This is a genomic window from uncultured Streptococcus sp., from assembly GCF_901875575.1.
Taxonomy (GTDB): domain Bacteria; phylum Bacillota; class Bacilli; order Lactobacillales; family Streptococcaceae; genus Streptococcus.
Genome location: NZ_CABFMF010000006.1, coordinates 25,778 through 46,836 on the forward strand (window position 1 = coordinate 25,778; position 21,059 = coordinate 46,836).

Genomic DNA, 21,059 nt, shown 5'->3' on the forward strand with positions numbered 1-21,059 from the left:
GGTGTATAATGCTTTTAATTAATTTTTGAGGAGTAGCCTATGAAGAAAAGTTTTATTCACCAACAAGAAGAAATTTCCTTTGTCAAAAACACTTTTACCCAGTATTTGAAAGATAAACTAGAAGTTGTCGAAGTTCAAGGTCCTATCTTGAGTAGGGTCGGTGACGGGATGCAGGACAACTTATCAGGTGTGGAGAATGCCGTATCGGTCAAGGTTCTCCAAATCCCTGATGCTACTTATGAAGTGGTGCATTCGCTTGCCAAATGGAAACGCCACACTTTGGCTCGTTTTGGTTTCGGTGAAGGTGAAGGTCTTTTCGTTCACATGAAGGCCCTTCGCCCAGACGAAGATTCGCTGGATGCGACTCACTCTGTTTATGTTGACCAGTGGGACTGGGAGAAGGTTATTCCAAATGGACAACGCAACATTGCCTACCTAAAAGAAACAGTTGAGAAGATTTACAAGGCCATTCGCCTGACTGAGTTAGCTGTTGAAGCCCGCTATGACATCGAGTCTATCTTGCCAAAACAAATCACTTTCATCCATACAGAAGAGTTGGTAGAACGCTACCCAGACTTGACACCGAAAGAGCGTGAAAATGCTATCTGTAAAGAATTTGGAGCAGTCTTCTTGATCGGTATCGGTGGTGAATTACCAGACGGTAAACCACACGATGGACGTGCACCAGACTACGATGACTGGACAAGCGAGTCTGAAAATGGCTACAAGGGTCTGAATGGCGATATTCTTGTCTGGAATGAGTCTCTAGGTGGAGCCTTTGAGTTGTCTTCTATGGGAATTCGTGTAGATGAAGAAACGCTTCGTCGTCAGGTTGCCATCACAGGTGATGAAGACCGCTTGGAATTGGAATGGCACAAGGCTTTGTTGAACGGCCTATTCCCATTGACAATCGGTGGAGGAATTGGACAATCTCGTATGGCTATGTTCCTACTTCGTAAGAAACATATCGGAGAAGTGCAAACAAGTGTTTGGCCTCAGGAAGTCCGCGATACTTACGAAAATATTTTATAGAGAATCGAACCGCAAGGTTCGGTTTTCTTTCTCTTTTTGCCTATAATTTGGTATAATAAACGGTATGAAAATCGTATCAGGAATCTATGGGGGATGTCCCCTCAAGACACTAGAAGGAAAGACGACAAGACCTACTTCGGATAAGGTTAGGGGAGCTATTTTTAATATGATTGGTCCCTACTTTGAAGGGGGACGAGTCTTGGACCTTTATGCAGGTAGTGGTGGTTTATCTATCGAGGCAGTCTCACGTGGCATGTCCAGCGCTGTTTTGGTGGAGCGAGACCGTAAGGCTCAGACCATCGTGGCTGAAAATATCCAGATGACCAAGGAAGTTGGAAAATTTCAACTCCTCAAGATGGATGCAGAAAGGGCATTGGAGCAGGTATCTGGGGAATTTGACCTCATTTTCTTAGACCCTCCCTATGCCAAGGAACAAATCGTATCAGATATTGAAAAAATGGCTGAGAGAGAGCTTTTTTCTGAAGATGTTATGGTGGTTTGTGAGACAGATAAAATGGTAGAACTTCCAGAAGAAATTGCCTGTTTGGGTATCTGGAAGGAAAAAATTTATGGAATTAGTAAGGTGACAGTCTATGTCAGATAAGATTGGCTTATTCACAGGTTCATTTGATCCTATGACAAATGGGCATCTGGATATCATTGAACGGGCGAGCAGACTTTTTGATAAGCTCTATGTCGGTATTTTTTTTAATCCCCATAAACAAGGATTTCTTCCTATCGAAAATCGTAAACGGGGGCTAGAAAAAGCTTTAGAGCATTTGGAAAATGTTGAAGTCGTGTCTTCTCATGATGAATTGGTAGTTGATGTTGCAAAAAAATTGGGTGCTACTTTCCTAGTACGAGGTTTGAGAAATGCGTCGGATTTGCAATATGAAGCCAGTTTTGATTACTACAACCATCAGCTGTCTCCTAATATAGAGACCATTTATTTACATAGTCGACCTGAACATCTCTATCTCAGTTCATCCGGTGTTAGAGAGCTTTTGAAGTTTGGTCAGGATATTGCTTGCTATGTTCCCGAGAGTATTTTGGAGGAAATAAGAAATGAAAAAAAAGATTAGATGGCCCTTATATGTCATTCTTGCTCTTATAGTTACTTTTTTGGCTTTTGTAGTGCCACTGCCCTATTATATAGAAGTTCCAGGTGGTTCTGAAGATATTCGACAAGTCCTCAAGGTCAATGACACAGAAGATAAGGAAGCTGGTGCCTATCATTTCGTTACGGTTGGTGTCCAACATGCTACTTTAGCCCATATGATTTATGCTTGGTTGACGCCTTTTACAGATATTCGTAGTGCTCAGGATACCACTGGTGGGTCTTCTGATGCGGAATTTATGCGTATCAATCAATTTTATATGCAGACATCGCAAAATATGGCCAAGTATCAAGGACTAAAAACAGCTGGTAAGAATATTGAACTTAAATACCTTGGGGTTTATGTCTTGACTGTGACGGATAATTCAACCTTTAAAGGGATTCTCAACATTTCTGATACGGTCACAGCAGTCAATAATCAGACCTTTGATAGTTCCAAAGACTTGATTGATTATGTTAATTCTCAAAAATTAGGGGACTCAGTTAAAGTGACCTATGAAGAGGATGGGCAAACCAAGTCTGCAGAAGGAAAAATCATTACTCTAGAAAATGGCAAAAATGGGATTGGAATCGGCTTGATTGACCGTACGGAAGTGACCAGTGATGTCCCAATTCGCTTTTCAACAGCTGGTATCGGCGGTCCAAGTGCAGGTCTCATGTTTAGTCTGGCTATCTATACCCAAATAGCTGACCCTGGCCTTCGTAATGGCCGTATTGTTGCCGGTACAGGTACCATTGACCGCGATGGTCATGTGGGGGACATTGGAGGTATTGATAAGAAAGTTGTAGCTTCGGCTAGACAAGGCGCCGCTATTTTCTTTGCCCCTGATAACCCTGTTAGCGAAGAGGAACAAAAAGCGCATCCAGATGCTAAAAACAACTATCAAACAGCCCTGGAAGCGGCTAAAACAATTAAGACAGATATGAAAATTGTTCCCGTTAAAACTTTGCAGGACGCCATTGATTACTTGAAAAACAATCCCTAATTTTAAAGGGATTTTTCAAACTAGCGAACTAGGAGAGAAGATGGTATAATAGTCAGATGGTTCAATTATTATTCACTCTAAGTAGTCATATGCTCTTTATTTATTTTAGTTTTTACCTGTTAAAAGACCTTGTTAGATGGGAAAAACTATTAAAAGTTAATGCTGATAATACAAGAAAGGTTCTTTTGTTGGTAGCTTTCCTTAGTGTTATTATGGGCTATATCTTGAGTTCCTTCTTTATTAGCTTATATCAATTATGGCAAGAAGCGATTAGAGGACTGTTATAAAATTAAAAGCAAAGGAAATGGGTATGGAAAAAATTGTGGTTCAAGGTGGTAATAATCGTCTAGTCGGCAGTGTTACCATAGAAGGAGCAAAAAATGCAGTATTACCCTTGCTAGCTGCAACTATTTTAGCTAGTGAAGGAAGTACTGTTTTGCATAATGTTCCAATTTTGTCAGATGTGTTCACAATGAATAAAGTAGTTTCTGGATTAAATGCTAAGGTTAAATTTGATCAAGAAGCACACATAGTCGAGGTGGATGCGACAGGTGAAATTACTGAAGAGGCTCCTTATAAATATGTTAGCAAGATGCGTGCCTCTATTGTTGTATTGGGTCCCATCCTTGCTCGTGTAGGACATGCCAAGGTATCTATGCCAGGTGGTTGTACCATTGGGAGTCGGCCGATTGATCTTCACCTAAAGGGGTTGGAAGCGATGGGTGCTCAAATTACTCAGACAGCTGGATACATTGAAGCCAAGGCTGAGCATTTACATGGAGCTCATATTTACATGGACTTTCCAAGTGTAGGAGCTACACAAAACTTGATGATGGCAGCGACCTTGGCTGATGGCACAACGGTTATTGAAAATGCTGCGCGTGAGCCAGAGATTGTAGATCTAGCGATTCTGCTAAATGAAATGGGAGCTAAGGTCAAGGGTGCAGGTACGGAGTCTATTACCATTATGGGTGTAGATAAGCTTTATGGAACAAGTCACCATGTGGTACAGGACCGAATCGAAGCGGGTACCTTTATGGTAGCTGCAGCAATGACCGGTGGGGATGTTTTAATTCGAGACGCAGTTTGGGAACACAACCGTCCTTTAATTGCAAAAATGCTTGAGATGGGTGTTGAAGTAGTTGAAGAAGACGAAGGGATTCGTGTTCGTTCTCAACTTGAGAATCTTAAAGCTGTTCATGTGAAAACCTTACCACATCCAGGATTTCCAACGGATATGCAGGCTCAGTTTACTGCTTTAATGGCAGTAGCGAAGGGTGAGTCTACTATGATAGAAACCGTCTTTGAAAATCGATTCCAACATTTAGAAGAACTGCGACGAATGGGTTTACATTCTGAGATTATCCGTGACACAGCTCGTATTGTAGGTGGTCAATCTCTACAAGGGGCAGAAGTTTTATCAACAGATCTTCGTGCAAGTGCAGCTTTGATTTTGATAGGATTGATAGCAAAGGGAGAGACAGTGGTTGGTAAATTAGTCCATCTTGACAGAGGTTACTATCGTTTTCATGAGAAATTAGCTAAGCTAGGAGCAAATATTCAGCGAATTGAGGTAACTGATGAAGATGAATAAAAACACTTTTTATGTAGTCCGACGCTTACTTTTACTAATTCTAGTTCTATTTCTAGGACTTTTAGCCCTTGGAATTGGTTTAATGGTTGGATATGGAATATTAGGGAAGGGACAGAATCCATGGGCCATTTTATCTCCAGCAAAATGGCATGAATTGATCAGTAAATTTACAGGAAATTAGGCTGGTTGACCAGTCTTTTTCTAAAGGAAGGGAGAAATATGGATAAAAAAACGAGACAGGTTCTGATTGGATTCTTGTTATTTTTACTTTTATCTGCAGGTAGTTACTACATTAAGCAGATGCAGATAGGGAATCAAACTCCTAAAACTAAACTTAGCCAGAAAAAACAATCCTCTGAAGCACCAAGTCAGGAACTGGCTGAAAGTGTCTTGACAGAAGTAGTTAGGGGACAACTCAAAGGCAGTATTGAATGGAATGGGTCAGGTGCTTTTATTATTAATGGTAATAAAACAAATCTAGATGCTAAGGTTTCAAGTAAACCCTATGCGGATAATAAAACCAAACTGGTCGGCAAGGAAATAGTTCCAACTGTAGCCAATGCCCTCTTATCAAAGGCTACTCGTCAGTATAAAAATCGTGAAGAAACAGGAAATGGTTCAACATCTTGGACACCTCCAGGTTGGCATCAAGTCAAGAACTTAAAGGGCTCATATACCCACGCAGTCGACAGAGGCCACTTGTTAGGCTATGCCTTAATCGGTGGTTTAGATGGTTTTGATGCTTCAACTAGCAACCCTAAAAATATAGCTGTCCAAACGGCCTGGGCCAATCAGGCTCAAGCTGAGGATTCGACAGGTCAAAACTATTATGAAAGTATGGTACGAAAAGCCTTGGACCAAAACAAGCGTGTCCGTTACCGTGTAACCCTTTATTACGCTTCAAACGAGGATTTAGTTCCTTCAGCTTCACAGATTGAAGCCAAGTCCCCAGACGGAGAATTGGAATTTAATGTTCTAGTTCCCAATGTTCAAAAGGGGCTTCAACTGAATTACCGAACTGGAGAAGTCACTGTTACTCAGTAAAAGATAACATAAACTCCTATGTCACTTGTAGATGTAGGAGTTCTTCTTTTACTAGTTTCAGCAGGGTTGGAATAGATACTAAGAAAAAAATAATATGTACTGGACTAGATTTTGTGATATAATGAAAAATAAGTTACTATTTTAGGAGAAGAACTATGGAAGACCCAAGTAGTCAGAATTTGTTGCTACAATTTGTATTATTGTTTATCTTGACCCTACTCAACGCTTTTTTCTCAGCCACAGAAATGGCGATGGTTTCCCTAAATCGATCACGGGTAGAACAGAAAGCAGAAGAAGGGGATAAACGCTATATTCGCTTACTCAAAGTGCTGGAAAATCCAAATCATTTTTTATCCACTATTCAAGTAGGAATTACTTTGATTACTATCTTGTCAGGGGCTAGTTTAGCAGAAACTCTTGGACGAGAAATTGCATCTTGGATCGGTAATAGCGAAACAGCCTATGCTATGGCGAGTTTTCTATCACTAGCATTTTTGACCTATATTTCCATCGTTTTTGGAGAATTGTATCCGAAGAGAATAGCTCTGAATTTAAAAGATTCCTTGGCTATTCGTACAGCTCCAGTCATCATTGGTTTAGGCAAAATTGTCAATCCTTTTGTCTGGCTCCTATCTGCATCAACCAATCTCTTGAGTCGTTTAACACCTATGACATTTGATGATGCAGATGAAAAGATGACGCGAGATGAGATTGAATATATGTTGACAAACAGTGAAGAAACACTTGATGCAGATGAAATTGAAATGTTGCAGGGGATTTTTTCACTTGATGAACTCATGGCTAGAGAAGTTATGGTCCCACGTACAGATGCTTTTATGGTAGATATTCAAGATGATACTCAAACCATTATTCAAAGTATTTTGAAACAAAATTTTTCTCGTATTCCGGTTTATGATGGTGATAAGGACAATGTAATTGGATTAATTCATACCAAAAGTCTTCTTAAGGCAGCATATGATGATGGATTTAACAATATTGTCTGGAAAAGAATTTTACAAGATCCTCTTTTTGTTCCTGAAACGATTTTTGTTGATGATCTATTAAAAGAGCTTCGCAATAGTCAGAGACAGATGGCAATTCTCCTTGATGAGTACGGTGGAATGGCTGGCTTGGTAACGCTTGAAGATCTCCTAGAGGAAATTGTCGGAGAAATTGATGACGAAACAGACCGGGCTGAAGTTTATGTTCATACGATTGGTGAGAATACATATATCGTCCAAGGGACAATGACCTTGAATGACTTTAATGATTACTTTGATGTCGAGCTGAATAGTGATGATGTGGATACGATTGCAGGATTTTATCTAACGGGTGTTGGAACGATACCAACTAACGAAAAACTTAGTTATGAGTTGGTTAGCAAAAACAAACAGTTGCTCTTAACCAATGATAAGGTGAAGAATGGACGTGTTACTAAGGTGAAAGTACACATCACTGTACTAGAGTTAGAAGAAGAAATAGAGTAAACTAGAGGCTTTTGTCGCAATGTGCGACAAAGCTTTTTTCAATTTGATAGTCAGTTTAAAAATGATTGAGCTAGGTCCTTCTTTATTGTGTTCTTTTTGGATCTCTAATTCGCCCCAAAAGTTTTTTAAAGTTATCTTTATTTAACAGAAGTTAAAAACAAAAAAAACCGTAAAATCGGGTTTTCTTTTCGGATAAAATTCTATAAATTACTATAAAAAAGGCGGTAGACGGATTTGAACCGACGATCAAGCTTTTGCAGAGCCGTGCCTTACCACTTGGCTATACCGCCGCAACTCTTATTATTATACCTTGAAAAAGATTTTCAGTCAATAGTTTTTTTAATTTTTATAGAAATAAGCCTAAATATTCTGAAAATTCGTTTACTTTTCTTAAAATCTATGATATAATTGATAGCGACATATATTTTATAAGAGGAGTGGAAAAATGAAAAAAAGTCAAGTGCTTGCTGTAGCGGGAACTACCTTATTAGCGTCAGGAGTTCTAGCTGCGTGTTCAAACACTAGTTCAAATAATGCTAAACTAGCAAAAGATTACCAATATGTTTATCAAACAGATCCAGAAACCTTGGATTATATCGTGAGCAATATCGATTCAACATCATTCATCACAACAAATGCTGTAGATGGTTTGTTGGCTAACGATAAATATGGTAATCTGGTTCCTTCTATCGCTGAATCATGGACAGTTTCAAAAGATGGTTTGACTTATACCTATAAAATTCGTAAGGATGCTAAATGGGTAACTGCAGAGGGAGAAGAATACGCTCCTGTAACTGCTAAAGACTTCGTTACTGGTTTGAAACACGCCGTAGATGGAAAATCAAAAGGGCTTTCAATCGTTAGCTCTTCTATTAAGGGATTAGAAGCATATATCAAGGGTGAAACAAAAGACTTTTCAACGGTTGGTGTAAAAGCACTTGATGATCAAACTTTAGAATATACCTTGAATCAACCAGAAACTTTCTGGAATGACAAGACAACTAGCGGTGTCATGATGCCAGTTAATGAAGAGTTTTTAGCTTCAAAAGGTGAAGGTTTTGGTGCTCCAACAGATGCTAACTCGATCCTTTATAACGGTCCATTTGTCTTGAAGGCTGTAACTCCTAAATCATCTATCGAGATGGCTAAAAATGACGCATACTGGGACAAAGAAAACGTAAAAATTGAGAATGTTAAGTTCACTTTCTGGGATGGTAAAGATCAAGATGTGATTGCTAAAGGTTTTGCTGATGGTCAATATAGCAAGGCTCGTATCTTCCCTACAAGTTCTACATATGAAAAATATGCAGCTGACTTTAAAGACAATATTTACTTTAACGAACCAGGTGCTGGTGTTGCAACTGTCAGCTTGAACTATGGCCGTACAACCTATAACCACACTGCCAAAACAAGTGATGCCCAAAAGACATCTACTCAGAAAGCATTGCTAAATAAGGAATTCCGTCAAGCCTTGAACTTTGCAGTGGACCGTGCTTCTTATTCAGCTCAAACAAATGGTACTGATGGAGCTGCAGTAGCCATCCGTAATACGTTTGCACCTTATAATCTTCAAGTTGGTAAGAAAACATTTGGTGAATTGGTACAAGATAGCTTGGCTAAGACAAATTCTTCTACTTGGTCAAACGTATCTCTAGCAGATTCTCAAAATGGCCTTTACAATGAAGAAAAAGCTAAAGAAGTCTTTGCTAAAGCAAAATCAAGCCTACAAGCTGAAGGTGTTGAATTCCCAATCCACTTGGATGCCTTGGTTATCCAAGAATCAACAGCGGTTGTAAACCGTGTTCAATCATTGAAACAATCAATTGAAAAAGTATTGGGTTCAGATAATGTTGTTGTAGACTTACAACAAATGACTCAAGCAGAAGCTTTACCAATTTCATTTAGCGCTCCAACAGCTAAAGAACAAGACTGGGATATCCATACCTTGCTAGGATGGAACCCTGACTATCAAGACCCTTCTACTTTCTTGGATCAATTCGTCCTTAAGGGAGGAAGTACTCGTCTTTACCTTGGTATTGACCAAAACACAGATGCATCAGTAGTAAGCAAACTTGGTTTAGCTGACTATGGAAAATTACTTGATGACGCAAACAGCGAAAACCAAGATGTTCAAAAACGTTATGAAAAATACGCGGTGGCACAAGCTTGGTTGACTGATAATGCTTTGACAATTCCAGTAATGGCTTCTCCTAAAGAAACAGCCGTTTCATATGTTTCAAAAGTTCTACCATTTAGCTCTTCATATTCAGTAGCCGGCCTTAAAGGAGAAAATTCAGGATACTTGAAGTACACTGAAGTTGGTGAAAAAGCAATCACCAAAGAAGAGTATGAAAAAGCTCGTGAAAAATGGTTGAAAGAAAAGACTGAGTCAAACGAGAAAGCTCAAAAAGAATTGGCAAGTCATGTGAAGTAAATAATTTTCAATAGAACTTTCTCTCCATGAGGAGAAGGTTCTTTTGGGATTTTTAAAGGAAATGATATGAAAAAATATATTTTTATGCGTGTTTTGCGGTCATTGGTTTCTATCTTCTTAGTAACAACTTTGACTTACACGATTATCTATACAATGGTTCCTCGAAAATTGATTTTTAAACAGGATACCAACTATAACAAGATTGCGACAACGGCTGATAAACGTGATAACTATGAGAATACTGTTTATGAGCGTATGGGCTATATCGAGTACTACGATACCAAAGAGTTGCAAGAAAAAGCTAGTCAGATGGATGCTTCTGTAACAGTTGACGCTAATGAAAGTAACAAGGCTATCTACGAAAAATATATCAAACAAATTGGTAATGGTTGGACTTTGGGAGAATTTTCTGAAAGTGGGCAATTCTATGCTACTCGTGAAATTCCAATTTTTGAGCGTGTTTTCAAGTTCTATGCTAATTTAATTGATATTGACCATACAAATAAAATTCAAGATCCTGAAAATCCAGATTTGAAACGTTATCTTCGTTTTGAGAATGATCCTGCTGTAGGCTGGTCTCTTGTGGGTTCAGGAACAAAACACAAATATCTTTTGTATTTTAATGGACAGTTCCCGTTTGTACATCAAAATTTTGTAAATGTTAACTTGGGTGATTCTTATCCAACATATGCGAATAGTCCAGTATTACAGGTTATTACACAAGGTCAAGGGCAAACTAAGACATCACAAGTGCAATTTCCAACCGGTAAGAAAACTTCTTCTGTAAATATATATTCAAGAACGTATAAATCACCTAGTCAGGCTGATTCACGTGAAGTTGCCAACTATGGAAAAGATGACCCATATACTGCAACTGAAAGTAACTACCAATATCCATCGATGATTGCTAGCTCTGCAGTTGTCGGCTTGATTGGTTTGGTTATTTCCTATGCAATCGCAGTACCGCTAGGTTCAGCTATGGCACGTTTCAAGAACACATGGATTGATAGCTTTTCTACTGGAGGATTAACCTTCTTACTTGCTCTTCCTACCATTGCTTTGGTTTACATTGTTCGTTTGGCAGGTTCTTCTATTGGTTTACCAGATTCATTCCCTATCTTGGGTGCTGGAGATTGGCGTTCTTATGTGTTGCCAGCGGTTATCCTTGGATTACTTGGTGCTCCTGGGACGGCAATCTGGATTCGTCGTTATATGATTGACTTGCAGTCACAGGACTTTGTTCGTTTTGCTCGTGCAAAAGGTTTGTCTGAAAAAGAAATTTCTAATAAGCATATCTTTAAAAATGCCATGGTACCATTGGTATCAGGTATCCCTGGTGCAGTTATCGGGGTTATCGGTGGTGCTACATTGACGGAAACAGTCTTCGCTTTCCCAGGTATGGGTAAAATGTTAATTGATTCTGTCAAAGCTTCGAACAACTCTATGGTCGTTGGTTTGGTCTTCATCTTTACATGTATTTCTATCTTCTCTCTTCTTTTGGGAGATATTTGGATGACTATTATTGACCCACGTATTAAGTTGACTGAGAAAGGAGGCAAATAATGTCTACAATTGATAAAAGTAAATTTCAGTTCGTAAAACGTGATGATTTTGCCTCTGAAGCCATTGATGCTCCAGCTTATTCATACTGGGGTTCAGTATTTAGACAATTTATGAAGAAAAAATCAACAGTCATTATGTTAGGAATTTTGGTAGCCATTATTTTGATGAGCTTCATTTACCCAATGTTTTCGAAGTTTGATTTTAATGATGTCAGCAAGGTAAACGACTTTAGCGCTCGTTATATCAAACCAAATGCAGAGCATTGGTTCGGTACAGATAGTAATGGTAAATCTCTCTTTGACGGTGTTTGGTTTGGGGCTCGAAATTCTATTTTGATTTCAGTTATCGCTACAGTGATTAACCTTGTTATTGGTGTCTTTGTTGGTGGTATTTGGGGGATTTCAAAATCGGTTGACCGTGTCATGATGGAAGTTTACAACGTTATCTCAAACATTCCATCTCTTTTGATTGTCATTGTCTTGACTTATTCAATCGGTGCTGGGTTCTGGAATTTGATTTTTGCCATGAGTGTAACAACATGGATTGGAATTGCCTTCATGATTCGTGTGCAAATCCTTCGTTACCGTGACTTGGAATACAACCTTGCTTCACGTACCTTGGGAACACCAACTTTAAAGATTGTAGCCAAAAATATCATGCCACAATTGGTTTCAGTCATTGTTACTACCATGACACAGATGCTTCCAGCATTTATCTCTTACGAGGCTTTCCTTTCTTTCTTTGGACTAGGTTTGCCGATTACAGTGCCAAGTTTGGGACGTTTGATTTCCGATTATTCACAAAACGTAACAACAAATGCTTACTTGTTCTGGATTCCTTTGACAACCCTTGTCTTGGTATCCTTATCCCTTTTCGTAGTTGGTCAAAACTTAGCAGATGCTAGTGATCCACGTACACATAGATAGGAGTAGAAATGACAAAAGAAAAAAATGTAATTTTGACTGCTCGCGATATTGTCGTGGAATTTGACGTTCGTGACAAAATTTTAACAGCTATTCGCGGAGTTTCTCTCGAGTTACTTGAAGGTGAAGTTTTGGCATTGGTTGGGGAATCAGGTTCAGGTAAATCTGTTTTGACAAAGACTTTCACAGGTATGTTGGAAGAAAATGGTCGTATTGCGCAAGGCAGTATCGACTACCGTGGTCAAGATTTGACGAAACTAACTTCTCATAAGGATTGGGAACAAATTCGTGGTGCTAAAATTGCTACCATTTTCCAAGACCCAATGACTAGTTTGGATCCTATTAAAACAATTGGTAGTCAAATTACAGAAGTTATTGTGAAACACCAAGGTAAAACAGTTAAGGAAGCAAAAGAATTAGCGATTGATTACATGAATAAGGTAGGGATTCCAGAAGCGGACAGACGTTTTGATGAATATCCTTTCCAATATTCTGGAGGAATGCGTCAACGTATCGTTATTGCGATTGCTCTTGCCTGTCGTCCTGATGTCTTGATCTGTGACGAACCAACAACAGCCTTGGACGTGACTATCCAAGCACAGATTATTGATTTGCTCAAATCCTTGCAAAACGAGTACCATTTCACAACAATCTTTATCACCCACGACCTTGGTGTGGTAGCAAGTATTGCAAATAAGGTAGCGGTTATGTATGCGGGCGAAATTGTTGAATATGGAACGGTTGAAGAAGTTTTCTATGACCCTCGTCACCCCTATACTTGGAGCCTCCTTTCTAGCTTACCTCAACTTGCTGATGATAAAGGAGAATTGTATTCTATCCCTGGAACACCTCCGTCTCTTTATACTGAGTTAAAAGGGGATGCCTTTGCCTTGCGTTCTGATTATGCAATGCAGATTGATTTTGAGCAAAAAGCTCCTCAATTCTTAGTTTCAGAAACTCATTGGGCAAAAACTTGGCTTCTTCATGAGGATGCTCCAAAAGTAGAGAAACCAGCTGTCATCGCAAATCTTCATGAAAAAATTCGTGATAAAATGGGATTTGCCCATCTAGAAGGTTAGGAGGAAGGAAATGTCTGAAAAATTAGTAGAAATTAAAGATTTAGAAATTTCCTTCGGTGAGGGAAGTAAAAAGTTTGTTGCCGTAAAAAATGCTAACTTCTTTATCAACAAGGGAGAAACTTTCTCGCTTGTTGGAGAATCTGGAAGTGGAAAAACAACTATTGGCCGTGCAATTATTGGTTTAAATGATACTAGTAATGGGGATATCATTTTTGAAGGCCAAAAAATCAATGGGAAGAAGTCTCGTGAACAAGCTTCTGAGTTGATTCGTAAAATTCAAATGATATTCCAAGACCCAGCTGCAAGTTTGAATGAACGTGCTACAGTGGATTATATTATTTCTGAAGGTCTTTATAATCACAATCTGTTTAAAGATGAAGAAGAACGGAAAGAAAAAGTACAACATATTATTCGTGAAGTTGGACTTTTGGCAGAGCATTTGACGCGCTATCCACATGAGTTCTCGGGTGGACAACGGCAACGTATTGGTATTGCTCGTGCCTTAGTTATGCAACCAGATTTTGTTATTGCGGACGAACCAATCTCAGCCTTGGACGTTTCTGTTCGTGCTCAAGTTCTAAATTTACTTAAGAAATTCCAAAAAGAACTTGGTTTGACCTATCTTTTCATCGCTCACGACTTGTCTGTTGTACGCTTTATCTCAGATCGTATTGCAGTTATTTACAAGGGTGTGATTGTGGAGGTTGCAGAAACGGAAGAATTGTTTAATAATCCAATTCATCCATATACACAAGCCTTACTTTCAGCTGTACCAATTCCAGATCCAATCTTAGAACGTAAGAAGGTCTTAAAAGTTTATGATCCTTCTCAACATGATTATGAGACTGATAAACCATCCATGGTTGAAATCCGTCCAGGACATTATGTTTGGGCTAATCAAGCGGAATTGAATCGCTATAAACAAGGTATACGCTAAACTTGGTTTTATAATTTCCAAGAAAATTTTTCTGGGAATTATAAACCTTTTTTTGGCCTTTGACAACTGTAGTTGATAGGAAACTCATAATTTGAAAAGTAGAAAAAACCATCTAATGCAGCCCTTGAGAATAGGACTTTAGATGGTTTTTATAGTACTGTTTAGTTTTCTTTTAATTTAGTTAATTCCTGTGCAAGTAGTTTAAGGGCGACTTGTGGGTTGGCTTGGCCTTTGGTTGCTTTCATAAGGAATCCTGTAAAGGCCTTGTCTGCGTTACGTTTTCCTGACTTGAAGTCGGCAACAGCAGCTTCGTTATCCGCAAACACCTGGTGAATGATTGGAATCAAGACAGCTGGATCTGAGATTTGAACCATACCTGCTTTTTCTACGTATTCACGCGCGCCGCCACCATTTTTAGCTAGGTGGACAAAGACTTTCTTAGCGATTTTAGAAGAGATAGTGCCGTCTTCGATAATAGCAATCATTTCAACCAAGTTTTCTGGTGTCAATTCGATTTGTTCAAGTGTCTTACCTTCAGCATTCAAGAATTGAGCGACTTCCCCTTGGAGCCAGTTAGAAACTTGTTTGGCATCACCGCCTAGGGCAACAGCTTTCTCAAAGAAGTCAGAAGTGACTTTATTTGCAGTCAACTGGCTAGCATCGTAGTCTGACAAGCCAAGGTCAGATACGTAACGTGCACGGCGTTCTTTTGGAAACTCTGGCAATTCAGTCCGTATTTCCTCAATCCACTCGTCAGAGATTTCAAATAGGGGTAGGTCTGGTTCTGGGAAGTAGCGGTAGTCTGCAGCCCCTTCCTTGACACGCATGAGGATGGTTGCTTTGTTAGCTTCATCGTAACGGCGTGTTTCTTGGCGGATTTGACCACCTGAGCGAAGGATTTCAGCTTGACGTTGAACTTCGTATTCAAGACCTTTACGAACGTTTGAGAAGGAGTTGAGGTTCTTCAACTCAGTTTTGGTACCGAATTTCTCTTGACCATACGGACGAAGAGAGATATTGGCATCCACACGCATAGAACCTTCTTCCATCTTAACGTCAGAAATACCAGAGTACTGGATGACTTCCTTGAGGGCTGTTAGATAAGCGTAGGCTTCTTCTGGCGAACGCATGTCGGCTTCAGATACAATCTCAATCAAGGGCACCCCTTGGCGGTTGAGGTCGACATAAGAGTAGCCGTCTGTACCGTGGGTGTTTTTACCAGCATCTTCTTCTAGGTGGGCACGTTCGATACCGATTTTCTTGGTCGTACCGTCTTCTAGCTCGACTTCAATCCAGCCGTTATAACCGATTGGCTCATCAAACTGAGAAATTTGGTAAGCTTTAGGATTATCAGGGTAGAAGTAGTTCTTGCGGTCAAAGTGCATCTTTTTGTGGATGTCCATGTTGAGGGCAAGAGCGGCTTTGATACCAGCATCGACTACACCCTTATTGAGAACTGGCAGAACTCCTGGGAAAGACCAGTCAATCACGTTAGTGTTGGCGTTTTGGTCATTTCCAAAGTGGGCAGAAGTAGGTGAAAAGATTTTTGAATTGGTGTTGAGCTCTACGTGGACTTCAAGTCCGATGACTATTTCAAAGTTCATTAGTTGTCACCTCCAAAAATCACGGGTTGTTGTTTGTGGTAGTCAGTTGTCGCCTCAAAAGCAGCGGCAGCTTGGTAAATGGTTTCCTCAGAGTACTTAGGGCCAATCAATTGTAGACCGACTGGTAGACCTTGAGAGAATCCAGCAGGAATCGAAATTCCTGGTAGACCAGCTAAGTTGACTGGGATGGTCAAAAGATCAGCCAAGTACATGGCAACTGGGTCGTGGTTAAGTGAGTCCAAGTCATAAGCAACACTTGGTGCAGTTGGTCCCAAAATCAAGTCGTAATCCGCGAAGACTTTTTCGAAATCTTGAATGATGAGGGTACGGACTTGACCAGCTTTCTTATAGTAGGCGTCATAGTAACCTGATGAAAGGCTGAAAGTACCCAGCATGATACGACGTTTTACTTCTTCACCAAAACCTTGGCTACGGCTGTTTACATAGATTTCATCAAGGTTGGTTGCATCTTCTGCGCGGTAGCCGTAACGGATACCGTCAAAACGTTGCAAGTTTGATGAAGCTTCAGATGAAGCGATTATGTAGTAAACGGCAACTCCATATTTAGAGTGAGGAAGGCTGACTTCTTCGACAATAGCACCAAGTTTTTCAAAGTGTTTAGCGGCATTCAGAATGGTTTCCTTAACCTCTGGGTCAATTCCTTCACCGAGGTATTCCTTAGGCAAAGCAATTTTCATGCCTTTAATGTCTTGCCCGATTTTTGAAGTAAAGTCGGCAATGCGGATAGGGGCTGAAGTTGAGTCTTTAGAGTCTTCACTAGCAATCGCATTGAGCAAGAGGGCGTTTTCCTTAACTGTTGGTGCGAAAGGTCCGATCTGGTCTAGCGAGCTACCAAAGGCAATGAGACCGAAACGTGAAACTGTTCCGTAGGTTGGTTTGAGACCAACAATCCCATTGAAGGCAGCAGGTTGGCGGATAGAGCCACCAGTATCAGAACCAAGTGACAAGCGGACTTGCCCAGAAGCTACAGCTGCGGCAGAACCACTTGACGAACCACCAGGGACCTTGCTGTGGTCCCAAGCATTTTTAGTGGCACCATAGTGAGAAGTCTCACCAGAACCACCCATGGCAAACTCGTCCATGTTGGTCTTTCCAACTACAATCATACCTTTAGATTTTGCATTGGAAACAGCAGTCGCATCAAAGATAGGCTCGTAGTTGTAGAGCATTTTTGAGGCTGCAGTTGTGAGAATACCGTCTGTAGAGATGTTATCTTTAACTGCAAGTGGAATTCCTGAGAGGACATTATCAGCGTCAATTCCTGCTTCATCAATGGCTTTGGCTTGAGCAAGAGCCTGCTCTTCGGCGATAGTAATAAAAGCGTTAATAGCTGTTTCGCGAGATTTGATATCTTCAAGCGTAGCTTGTGTCAATTCTGTTGCTGAAATTTCCTTATAAACAAGGAGATTGTGCAAGTCTTCAATCGTTTTATTGTTGAAAGTCATTAGGCATCTCCTCCATCATCTAGGATAGCTGGCACTTTGATATAGTAGTTGTCTTTTTCAGGTACGTTTTTAAACAAGCGATCACGGTCTGTTCCTTCTTCGGCCACATCAGGTCGGAGAACGGTTTTACGGTCAGCCATGGTTGTAGTAGGTGCGACACCAGTAGTGTCGACTTCGCCCAGCAATTCAACCATGTCAACAATCTTAGACAAGGTAGTCGCAAAGGCAGCAGTTTCTTCTTCAGAGAATCTTAATTTTGAAAGATTGGCAACGTGTGTTACCTCTTCTTGCGTAATTTTCATCTTGCATCCTTTCGTGAAATGATGATTTTTAGTCTGTTCTATTTTACCATATTTTCCTATAAATAAGGGAGGGGGAGCTGAAAAGAAATAGAAATTGAAAAAAATGCTAAAATCCGATATAATGAAGTGTTGAAAGGAATGGTACAATCCAATGTAAAAATCATTCTTAGCTATCGAAACAAGAAAAATAGAGAATCAAAGAAAGAGAACTTATGAATATTCAAGAAGAAATTAAGAAACGTCGTACCTTTGCCATTATCTCTCACCCGGACGCGGGGAAAACAACCATCACTGAGCAACTGCTCTACTTTGGGGGCGAGATTCGTGAGGCTGGTACCGTAAAAGGAAAGAAAACAGGGACTTTTGCCAAGTCTGACTGGATGGATATCGAGAAGCAACGTGGGATTTCGGTTACTTCATCTGTGATGCAGTTTGACTACGATGGTAAGCGCGTGAATATCCTTGACACACCAGGACACGAGGATTTCTCAGAAGATACCTATCGTACCTTGATGGCGGTGGATGCTGCGGTCATGGTTGTGGACTCTGCCAAGGGTATCGAGGCGCAAACCAAGAAATTATTTGAGGTTGTCAAACACCGTGGCATTCCGGTCTTTACCTTTATGAACAAGCTAGACCGTGACGGTCGTGAACCACTAGACCTCTTGCAAGAATTGGAAGAAGTTTTGGGAATTGCTAGCTATCCGATGAACTGGCCAATTGGGATGGGGAAAGCCTTCGAGGGCTTGTATGACCTTTATAATCAACGCCTGGAGCTCTACAAAGGGGATGAGCGTTTTGCTAGTCTAGAAGATGGGGACAAGCTTTTTGGTAGCAATCCTTTCTACGAGCAAGTCAAAGATGATATTGAACTTTTAAATGAAGCTGGAAATGAGTTTTCAGAGGAAGCTATTCTGGCTGGAGAATTGACGCCAGTCTTCTTTGGTTCAGCTCTTACTAACTTTGGTGTGCAGACCTTCCTTGAAACATTCCTCAAATTTGCTCCAGAACCACATGGACACAAGAAAACAGATGGCGAATTTGTGGATCCTTATGACAAGGATTTCTCAGGATTTGTCTTTAAAATCCAAGCCAACATGGACCCTCGTCACCGTGACCGTATTGCCTTTGTCCGTATCGTATCAGGAGAATTTGAACGTGGTATGAGTATCAACCTACCTCGCACTGATAAGGGTGCCAAACTTTCAAATGTTACTCAGTTTATGGCGGAAAGTCGTGAAAATGTGATCAACGCTGTAGCAGGAGATATCATCGGGGTTTACGATACTGGTACATATCAAGTTGGGGATACCTTGACAGTTGGAAAAAACAAGTTTGAATTTGAACCCTTGCCAACCTTTACCCCTGAGATTTTCATGAAAGTTTCTGCCAAGAACGTCATGAAGCAAAAATCCTTCCACAAGGGAATCGAGCAATTGGTACAAGAAGGAGCCGTTCAGCTTTATAAGAATTACCAAACAGGTGAATACATGCTAGGCGCTGTCGGTCAACTCCAGTTTGAAGTCTTTAAGCACCGTATGGAAGGCGAGTACAATGCGGAAGTGGTCATGAGCCCAATGGGTAAAAAGACCGTTCGTTGGATCAAGCCTGAGGACTTAGATGAACGGATGTCATCAAGTCGCAATATCTTGGCCAAAGACCGTTTCGACCAACCAGTCTTTCTCTTTGAAAATGATTTTGCCCTCCGCTGGTTTGCAGATAAGTATCCAGACGTAGAGTTGGAAGAGAAGATGTGATTCAGTAAGTCTACTTGATTGCAAAGCAATCTAAGTAGGTTACGAGATTGGGCAAAAACTAGCTTCCCAATAAAACTATACAGTAAATAATGATCGTAATAATCATTTGTATAAATCATATAAAAAATTGGCTGATGAGCAGGGGAATGTTATCTTTGGTGGTCGTTTAGGACACTATCGTTGTTATGATATGCACCAAGTAATTGGAGCAGCGTTGCAGTGTGTAAGAAATGAGTTAGATTAAATAAAGTAAGATTCCAGTAACAAGGTATCTAAAATTCAAAATTGGGATGTTCAAGGATTTTGCCTACTTTATAAACACTTTGAGAACGGTAAACTAACTTGGAAAAGTATATAAAAGAATGTTAAAGCTCTAATACCAGCATAAGTAGACTATCTTATGAAAAGCTTTTCCATTACTTCGAAAATAAATCCTGCAATATAGGCTGGGCAACAATTTCAGGAGAAAATGAAGTAAATCTTCCTACAATAAAACGCATATTACCAAAAGTTTTCTGTACTGACCCCAAAAAGTTAGACAATTAATTTATCCGAAGGATTTAGTTCTGTATTGCACAGGGCTAAGTCCTTTTAGTTTTACCTTAATTCGTTTATTGTTGTAGTAATCAATATAGTCTACAATAGCTTGTTCCAATTGCTTAAGCGACTGAAACGACTTCTCATAACCGTAAAACATTTCCGATTTCAGAATCCCAAAGAAGGACTCCATCATACCATTGTCTGGGCTGTTCCCCTTACGTGACATGGATGCTTGAATTCCCTTACCCTCTAGAAACTGATGATAAGAATCGTGTTGATATTGCCAGCCTTGGTCACTATGGAGAATCGTATTCTCGTAGTGCTTCTCTGTGAATGCCTGTTCCAACATTGTTTTTACTTGTTCTAAGTTGGGTGAAGTTGAAAGATTATAGGCGATAATTTCGCTATTAAAGCCATCTAAAACTGGTGATAAGTAAAGCTTTTGAGTACTTGCTGGAATGGCAAATTCTGTCACATCTGTGTAGCACTTTTCCATTGTTTTAGAGCCTTCAAATTGACGTTGAATGAGATTCTCTGCCTTCTTACCAACATCTCCTTTATGAGAAGAATATTTTCGTTTTTGTCGCATTTTAGCTTGTAAATTGAGTACTTTCATCAATCGTTGAACTCTTTTCTGATTTACCAGATAACCACGATTTCTTAGTTCTAAATGAATCCGACGATAACCATAATTTCCCTTGTGCTCGATAAAAATGGATTGAATTTCAGCTTTAAGCTCTTGGTCCTTATCTGGTTTATCTAGCTGTTTCAAGTGATAGTAGTAGGTCGAACGAGCTAGTTTAATGGCTTTTAGAAGAATATCTAACGAAAACTCAGTCATTAATTCTTGAACAATTTCTGTCTTTCTTCTTTCTCTTTTTTCTCCTTCAATCGGAGTTCTCTCAACTTTTTTAGGATGGCATTCTCCGCTCTCAAGTACTCATTTTCTGCTTGAAGACGTTCTAATTCTGTCCTCTCTTCAGGTCTCTTTTTTGGCTTACGTCCCGTTTTAGGTACTCTCCCTCTTGTTTTCTCAACAATATAGTTAATTGAAACAAGAGCAGGACAAAAGGGTCTCGAAAAAAGTATTACAACTCGGTAATACCTTTTGAGGTGCTTTTGATATGAGCCCATGTTTTCTCAATAGGATTGTACTCAGGTGAATAGGGAGGAAGAGGTAAAAGTTTATGCCCA

Annotated in this window: 18 protein-coding genes, 1 tRNA gene and 3 pseudogenes; 16 read left to right on the forward strand and 6 right to left on the reverse strand. The window is 39.9% G+C overall.

Annotated features, from left to right (window positions below; all coding sequences use genetic code 11):
• Nucleotides 1–39: 39 nt before the first annotated feature.
• From asnA to QZ114_RS01460, 9 genes are all read left to right on the forward strand, one after another.
• Nucleotides 40–1,032 (forward strand): aspartate--ammonia ligase, encoded by a 993-nt coding sequence (asnA, locus tag QZ114_RS01420; RefSeq protein ID WP_045612763.1) that lies wholly within the window; start codon nt 40–42, stop codon nt 1,030–1,032.
• Nucleotides 1,033–1,096: 64 nt separating this feature from the next.
• Nucleotides 1,097–1,636: a 16S rRNA (guanine(966)-N(2))-methyltransferase RsmD gene (rsmD, locus tag QZ114_RS01425; protein WP_295498873.1), complete on the forward strand. Its 540-nt coding sequence runs from the start codon at nt 1,097–1,099 to the stop codon at nt 1,634–1,636.
• A complete protein-coding gene (gene coaD, locus QZ114_RS01430; protein ID WP_295498876.1) occupies nt 1,626–2,114 on the forward strand; it encodes a pantetheine-phosphate adenylyltransferase in 489 nt (162 codons plus the stop codon). The genes rsmD and coaD overlap by 11 nt, the downstream gene beginning before the upstream one ends.
• The gene (locus QZ114_RS01435; RefSeq protein WP_295498879.1) at nt 2,098–3,135 is read left to right on the forward strand and encodes a SepM family pheromone-processing serine protease; all 1,038 of its coding nucleotides are present in this window, start codon (nt 2,098–2,100) and stop codon (nt 3,133–3,135) included. Before coaD ends, QZ114_RS01435 begins: the two co-directional genes overlap by 17 nt.
• 56 nt (nt 3,136–3,191) lie before the next feature.
• Entirely contained in the window at nt 3,192–3,422 is a 231-nt protein-coding gene (locus tag QZ114_RS01440) for a DUF1146 family protein (protein WP_295498881.1), read from the forward strand.
• Nucleotides 3,423–3,445: 23 nt separating this feature from the next.
• A complete protein-coding gene (gene murA, locus QZ114_RS01445; protein ID WP_295498884.1) occupies nt 3,446–4,729 on the forward strand; it encodes a UDP-N-acetylglucosamine 1-carboxyvinyltransferase in 1,284 nt (427 codons plus the stop codon).
• Nucleotides 4,722–4,910 carry a DNA-directed RNA polymerase subunit beta gene (locus QZ114_RS01450; protein ID WP_295498921.1) on the forward strand — a complete coding sequence of 63 codons (189 nt, stop codon included), beginning with the start codon at nt 4,722–4,724 and terminating at the stop codon, nt 4,908–4,910. Before murA ends, QZ114_RS01450 begins: the two co-directional genes overlap by 8 nt.
• Before the next feature lie 38 nt (nt 4,911–4,948).
• A complete protein-coding gene (locus tag QZ114_RS01455; RefSeq protein ID WP_295498887.1) occupies nt 4,949–5,773 on the forward strand; it encodes a DNA/RNA non-specific endonuclease in 825 nt (274 codons plus the stop codon).
• A gap of 155 nt (nt 5,774–5,928) precedes the next feature.
• Complete coding sequence (locus QZ114_RS01460; RefSeq protein WP_295498890.1) at nt 5,929–7,260, forward strand: hemolysin family protein; 1,332 nt, start codon at nt 5,929–5,931, stop codon at nt 7,258–7,260.
• Between the two features lie 219 nt (nt 7,261–7,479).
• On the opposite strand, the gene QZ114_RS01465 is transcribed toward QZ114_RS01460, so the two are convergent.
• Nucleotides 7,480–7,550 (reverse strand) — tRNA-Cys (locus QZ114_RS01465).
• 155 nt (nt 7,551–7,705) lie between these two features.
• On the opposite strand from QZ114_RS01465, the gene QZ114_RS01470 reads away from it, so the two are divergent.
• The 5 genes from QZ114_RS01470 (at nt 7,706) to QZ114_RS01490 (ending at nt 14,196) form a co-directional block, all read left to right on the forward strand.
• A complete protein-coding gene (locus QZ114_RS01470; protein WP_295498893.1) occupies nt 7,706–9,694 on the forward strand; it encodes a peptide ABC transporter substrate-binding protein in 1,989 nt (662 codons plus the stop codon).
• A 66-nt stretch (nt 9,695–9,760) separates the two neighbouring features.
• On the forward strand, nt 9,761–11,257 hold the full coding sequence (locus QZ114_RS01475; RefSeq protein ID WP_295498896.1) for an ABC transporter permease: 1,497 nt from the start codon (nt 9,761–9,763) through the stop codon (nt 11,255–11,257).
• Nucleotides 11,257–12,183, forward strand: coding sequence for an oligopeptide ABC transporter permease OppC (gene oppC, locus QZ114_RS01480; RefSeq protein WP_295498898.1), 927 nt, complete (start codon nt 11,257–11,259; stop codon nt 12,181–12,183). Before QZ114_RS01475 ends, oppC begins: the two co-directional genes overlap by 1 nt.
• A gap of 8 nt (nt 12,184–12,191) precedes the next feature.
• Nucleotides 12,192–13,259, forward strand: a complete 1,068-nt coding sequence (locus QZ114_RS01485) for an ABC transporter ATP-binding protein (RefSeq protein ID WP_295498901.1) — start codon at nt 12,192–12,194, stop codon at nt 13,257–13,259.
• Between the two features lie 10 nt (nt 13,260–13,269).
• Nucleotides 13,270–14,196: an ATP-binding cassette domain-containing protein gene (locus tag QZ114_RS01490; protein WP_295498904.1), complete on the forward strand. Its 927-nt coding sequence runs from the start codon at nt 13,270–13,272 to the stop codon at nt 14,194–14,196.
• Between the two features lie 161 nt (nt 14,197–14,357).
• Here QZ114_RS01490 and gatB read toward each other — a convergent pair whose 3' ends face one another.
• The 3 genes from gatB to gatC are packed head-to-tail and all read right to left on the reverse strand — an operon-like array spanning nt 14,358 to nt 17,568.
• On the reverse strand, nt 14,358–15,800 hold the full coding sequence (gene gatB / locus QZ114_RS01495) for an Asp-tRNA(Asn)/Glu-tRNA(Gln) amidotransferase subunit GatB (protein ID WP_295498907.1): 1,443 nt from the start codon (nt 15,798–15,800) through the stop codon (nt 14,358–14,360).
• Nucleotides 15,800–17,266: an Asp-tRNA(Asn)/Glu-tRNA(Gln) amidotransferase subunit GatA gene (gene gatA / locus QZ114_RS01500; protein ID WP_295498910.1), complete on the reverse strand. Its 1,467-nt coding sequence runs from the start codon at nt 17,264–17,266 to the stop codon at nt 15,800–15,802. The genes gatB and gatA overlap by 1 nt, the downstream gene beginning before the upstream one ends.
• Nucleotides 17,266–17,568: an Asp-tRNA(Asn)/Glu-tRNA(Gln) amidotransferase subunit GatC gene (gene gatC / locus QZ114_RS01505; protein WP_000705419.1), complete on the reverse strand. Its 303-nt coding sequence runs from the start codon at nt 17,566–17,568 to the stop codon at nt 17,266–17,268. Before gatC ends, gatA begins: the two co-directional genes overlap by 1 nt.
• A 212-nt stretch (nt 17,569–17,780) precedes the next feature.
• Here gatC and QZ114_RS01510 point away from each other — a divergent pair, with 212 nt between their 5' ends.
• Together QZ114_RS01510 and QZ114_RS01515 are read left to right on the forward strand one after the other, a co-directional pair.
• Nucleotides 17,781–19,325, forward strand: coding sequence for a peptide chain release factor 3 (locus QZ114_RS01510; RefSeq protein ID WP_295498916.1), 1,545 nt, complete (start codon nt 17,781–17,783; stop codon nt 19,323–19,325).
• 82 nt (nt 19,326–19,407) lie between these two features.
• Nucleotides 19,408–19,569: pseudogene (locus QZ114_RS01515) on the forward strand (UDP-galactopyranose mutase); the annotation flags it as partial.
• A gap of 303 nt (nt 19,570–19,872) precedes the next feature.
• Here QZ114_RS01515 and QZ114_RS01520 read toward each other — a convergent pair.
• Together QZ114_RS01520 and QZ114_RS01525 are read right to left on the reverse strand one after the other, a co-directional pair.
• Nucleotides 19,873–20,906 (reverse strand): annotated as a pseudogene (locus tag QZ114_RS01520) (IS3 family transposase); the annotation flags it as partial.
• 4 nt (nt 20,907–20,910) lie between these two features.
• A pseudogene (locus QZ114_RS01525) lies at nt 20,911–21,059 on the reverse strand (transposase); the annotation flags it as partial.

Excerpts from the sequence above, each read along its gene's own strand:
- asnA (WP_045612763.1), top strand. The coding sequence starts at position 40 with ATGAAGAAAAGTTTTATTCACCAACAAGAAGAAATTTCCTTTGTCAAA.
- rsmD (WP_295498873.1), top strand. The coding sequence starts at position 1,097 with ATGAAAATCGTATCAGGAATCTATGGGGGATGTCCCCTCAAGACACTA.
- coaD (WP_295498876.1), top strand. The coding sequence starts at position 1,626 with ATGTCAGATAAGATTGGCTTATTCACAGGTTCATTTGATCCTATGACA.
- QZ114_RS01435 (WP_295498879.1), top strand. The coding sequence starts at position 2,098 with ATGAAAAAAAAGATTAGATGGCCCTTATATGTCATTCTTGCTCTTATA.
- QZ114_RS01440 (WP_295498881.1), top strand. The coding sequence starts at position 3,192 with ATGGTTCAATTATTATTCACTCTAAGTAGTCATATGCTCTTTATTTAT.
- murA (WP_295498884.1), top strand. The coding sequence starts at position 3,446 with ATGGAAAAAATTGTGGTTCAAGGTGGTAATAATCGTCTAGTCGGCAGT.
- QZ114_RS01450 (WP_295498921.1), top strand. The coding sequence starts at position 4,722 with ATGAATAAAAACACTTTTTATGTAGTCCGACGCTTACTTTTACTAATT.
- QZ114_RS01455 (WP_295498887.1), top strand. The coding sequence starts at position 4,949 with ATGGATAAAAAAACGAGACAGGTTCTGATTGGATTCTTGTTATTTTTA.
- QZ114_RS01460 (WP_295498890.1), top strand. The coding sequence starts at position 5,929 with ATGGAAGACCCAAGTAGTCAGAATTTGTTGCTACAATTTGTATTATTG.
- QZ114_RS01470 (WP_295498893.1), top strand. The coding sequence starts at position 7,706 with ATGAAAAAAAGTCAAGTGCTTGCTGTAGCGGGAACTACCTTATTAGCG.
- QZ114_RS01475 (WP_295498896.1), top strand. The coding sequence starts at position 9,761 with ATGAAAAAATATATTTTTATGCGTGTTTTGCGGTCATTGGTTTCTATC.
- oppC (WP_295498898.1), top strand. The coding sequence starts at position 11,257 with ATGTCTACAATTGATAAAAGTAAATTTCAGTTCGTAAAACGTGATGAT.
- QZ114_RS01485 (WP_295498901.1), top strand. The coding sequence starts at position 12,192 with ATGACAAAAGAAAAAAATGTAATTTTGACTGCTCGCGATATTGTCGTG.
- QZ114_RS01490 (WP_295498904.1), top strand. The coding sequence starts at position 13,270 with ATGTCTGAAAAATTAGTAGAAATTAAAGATTTAGAAATTTCCTTCGGT.
- gatB (WP_295498907.1), bottom strand. The coding sequence starts at position 15,800 with ATGAACTTTGAAATAGTCATCGGACTTGAAGTCCACGTAGAGCTCAAC.
- gatA (WP_295498910.1), bottom strand. The coding sequence starts at position 17,266 with ATGACTTTCAACAATAAAACGATTGAAGACTTGCACAATCTCCTTGTT.
- gatC (WP_000705419.1), bottom strand. The coding sequence starts at position 17,568 with ATGAAAATTACGCAAGAAGAGGTAACACACGTTGCCAATCTTTCAAAA.
- QZ114_RS01510 (WP_295498916.1), top strand. The coding sequence starts at position 17,781 with ATGAATATTCAAGAAGAAATTAAGAAACGTCGTACCTTTGCCATTATC.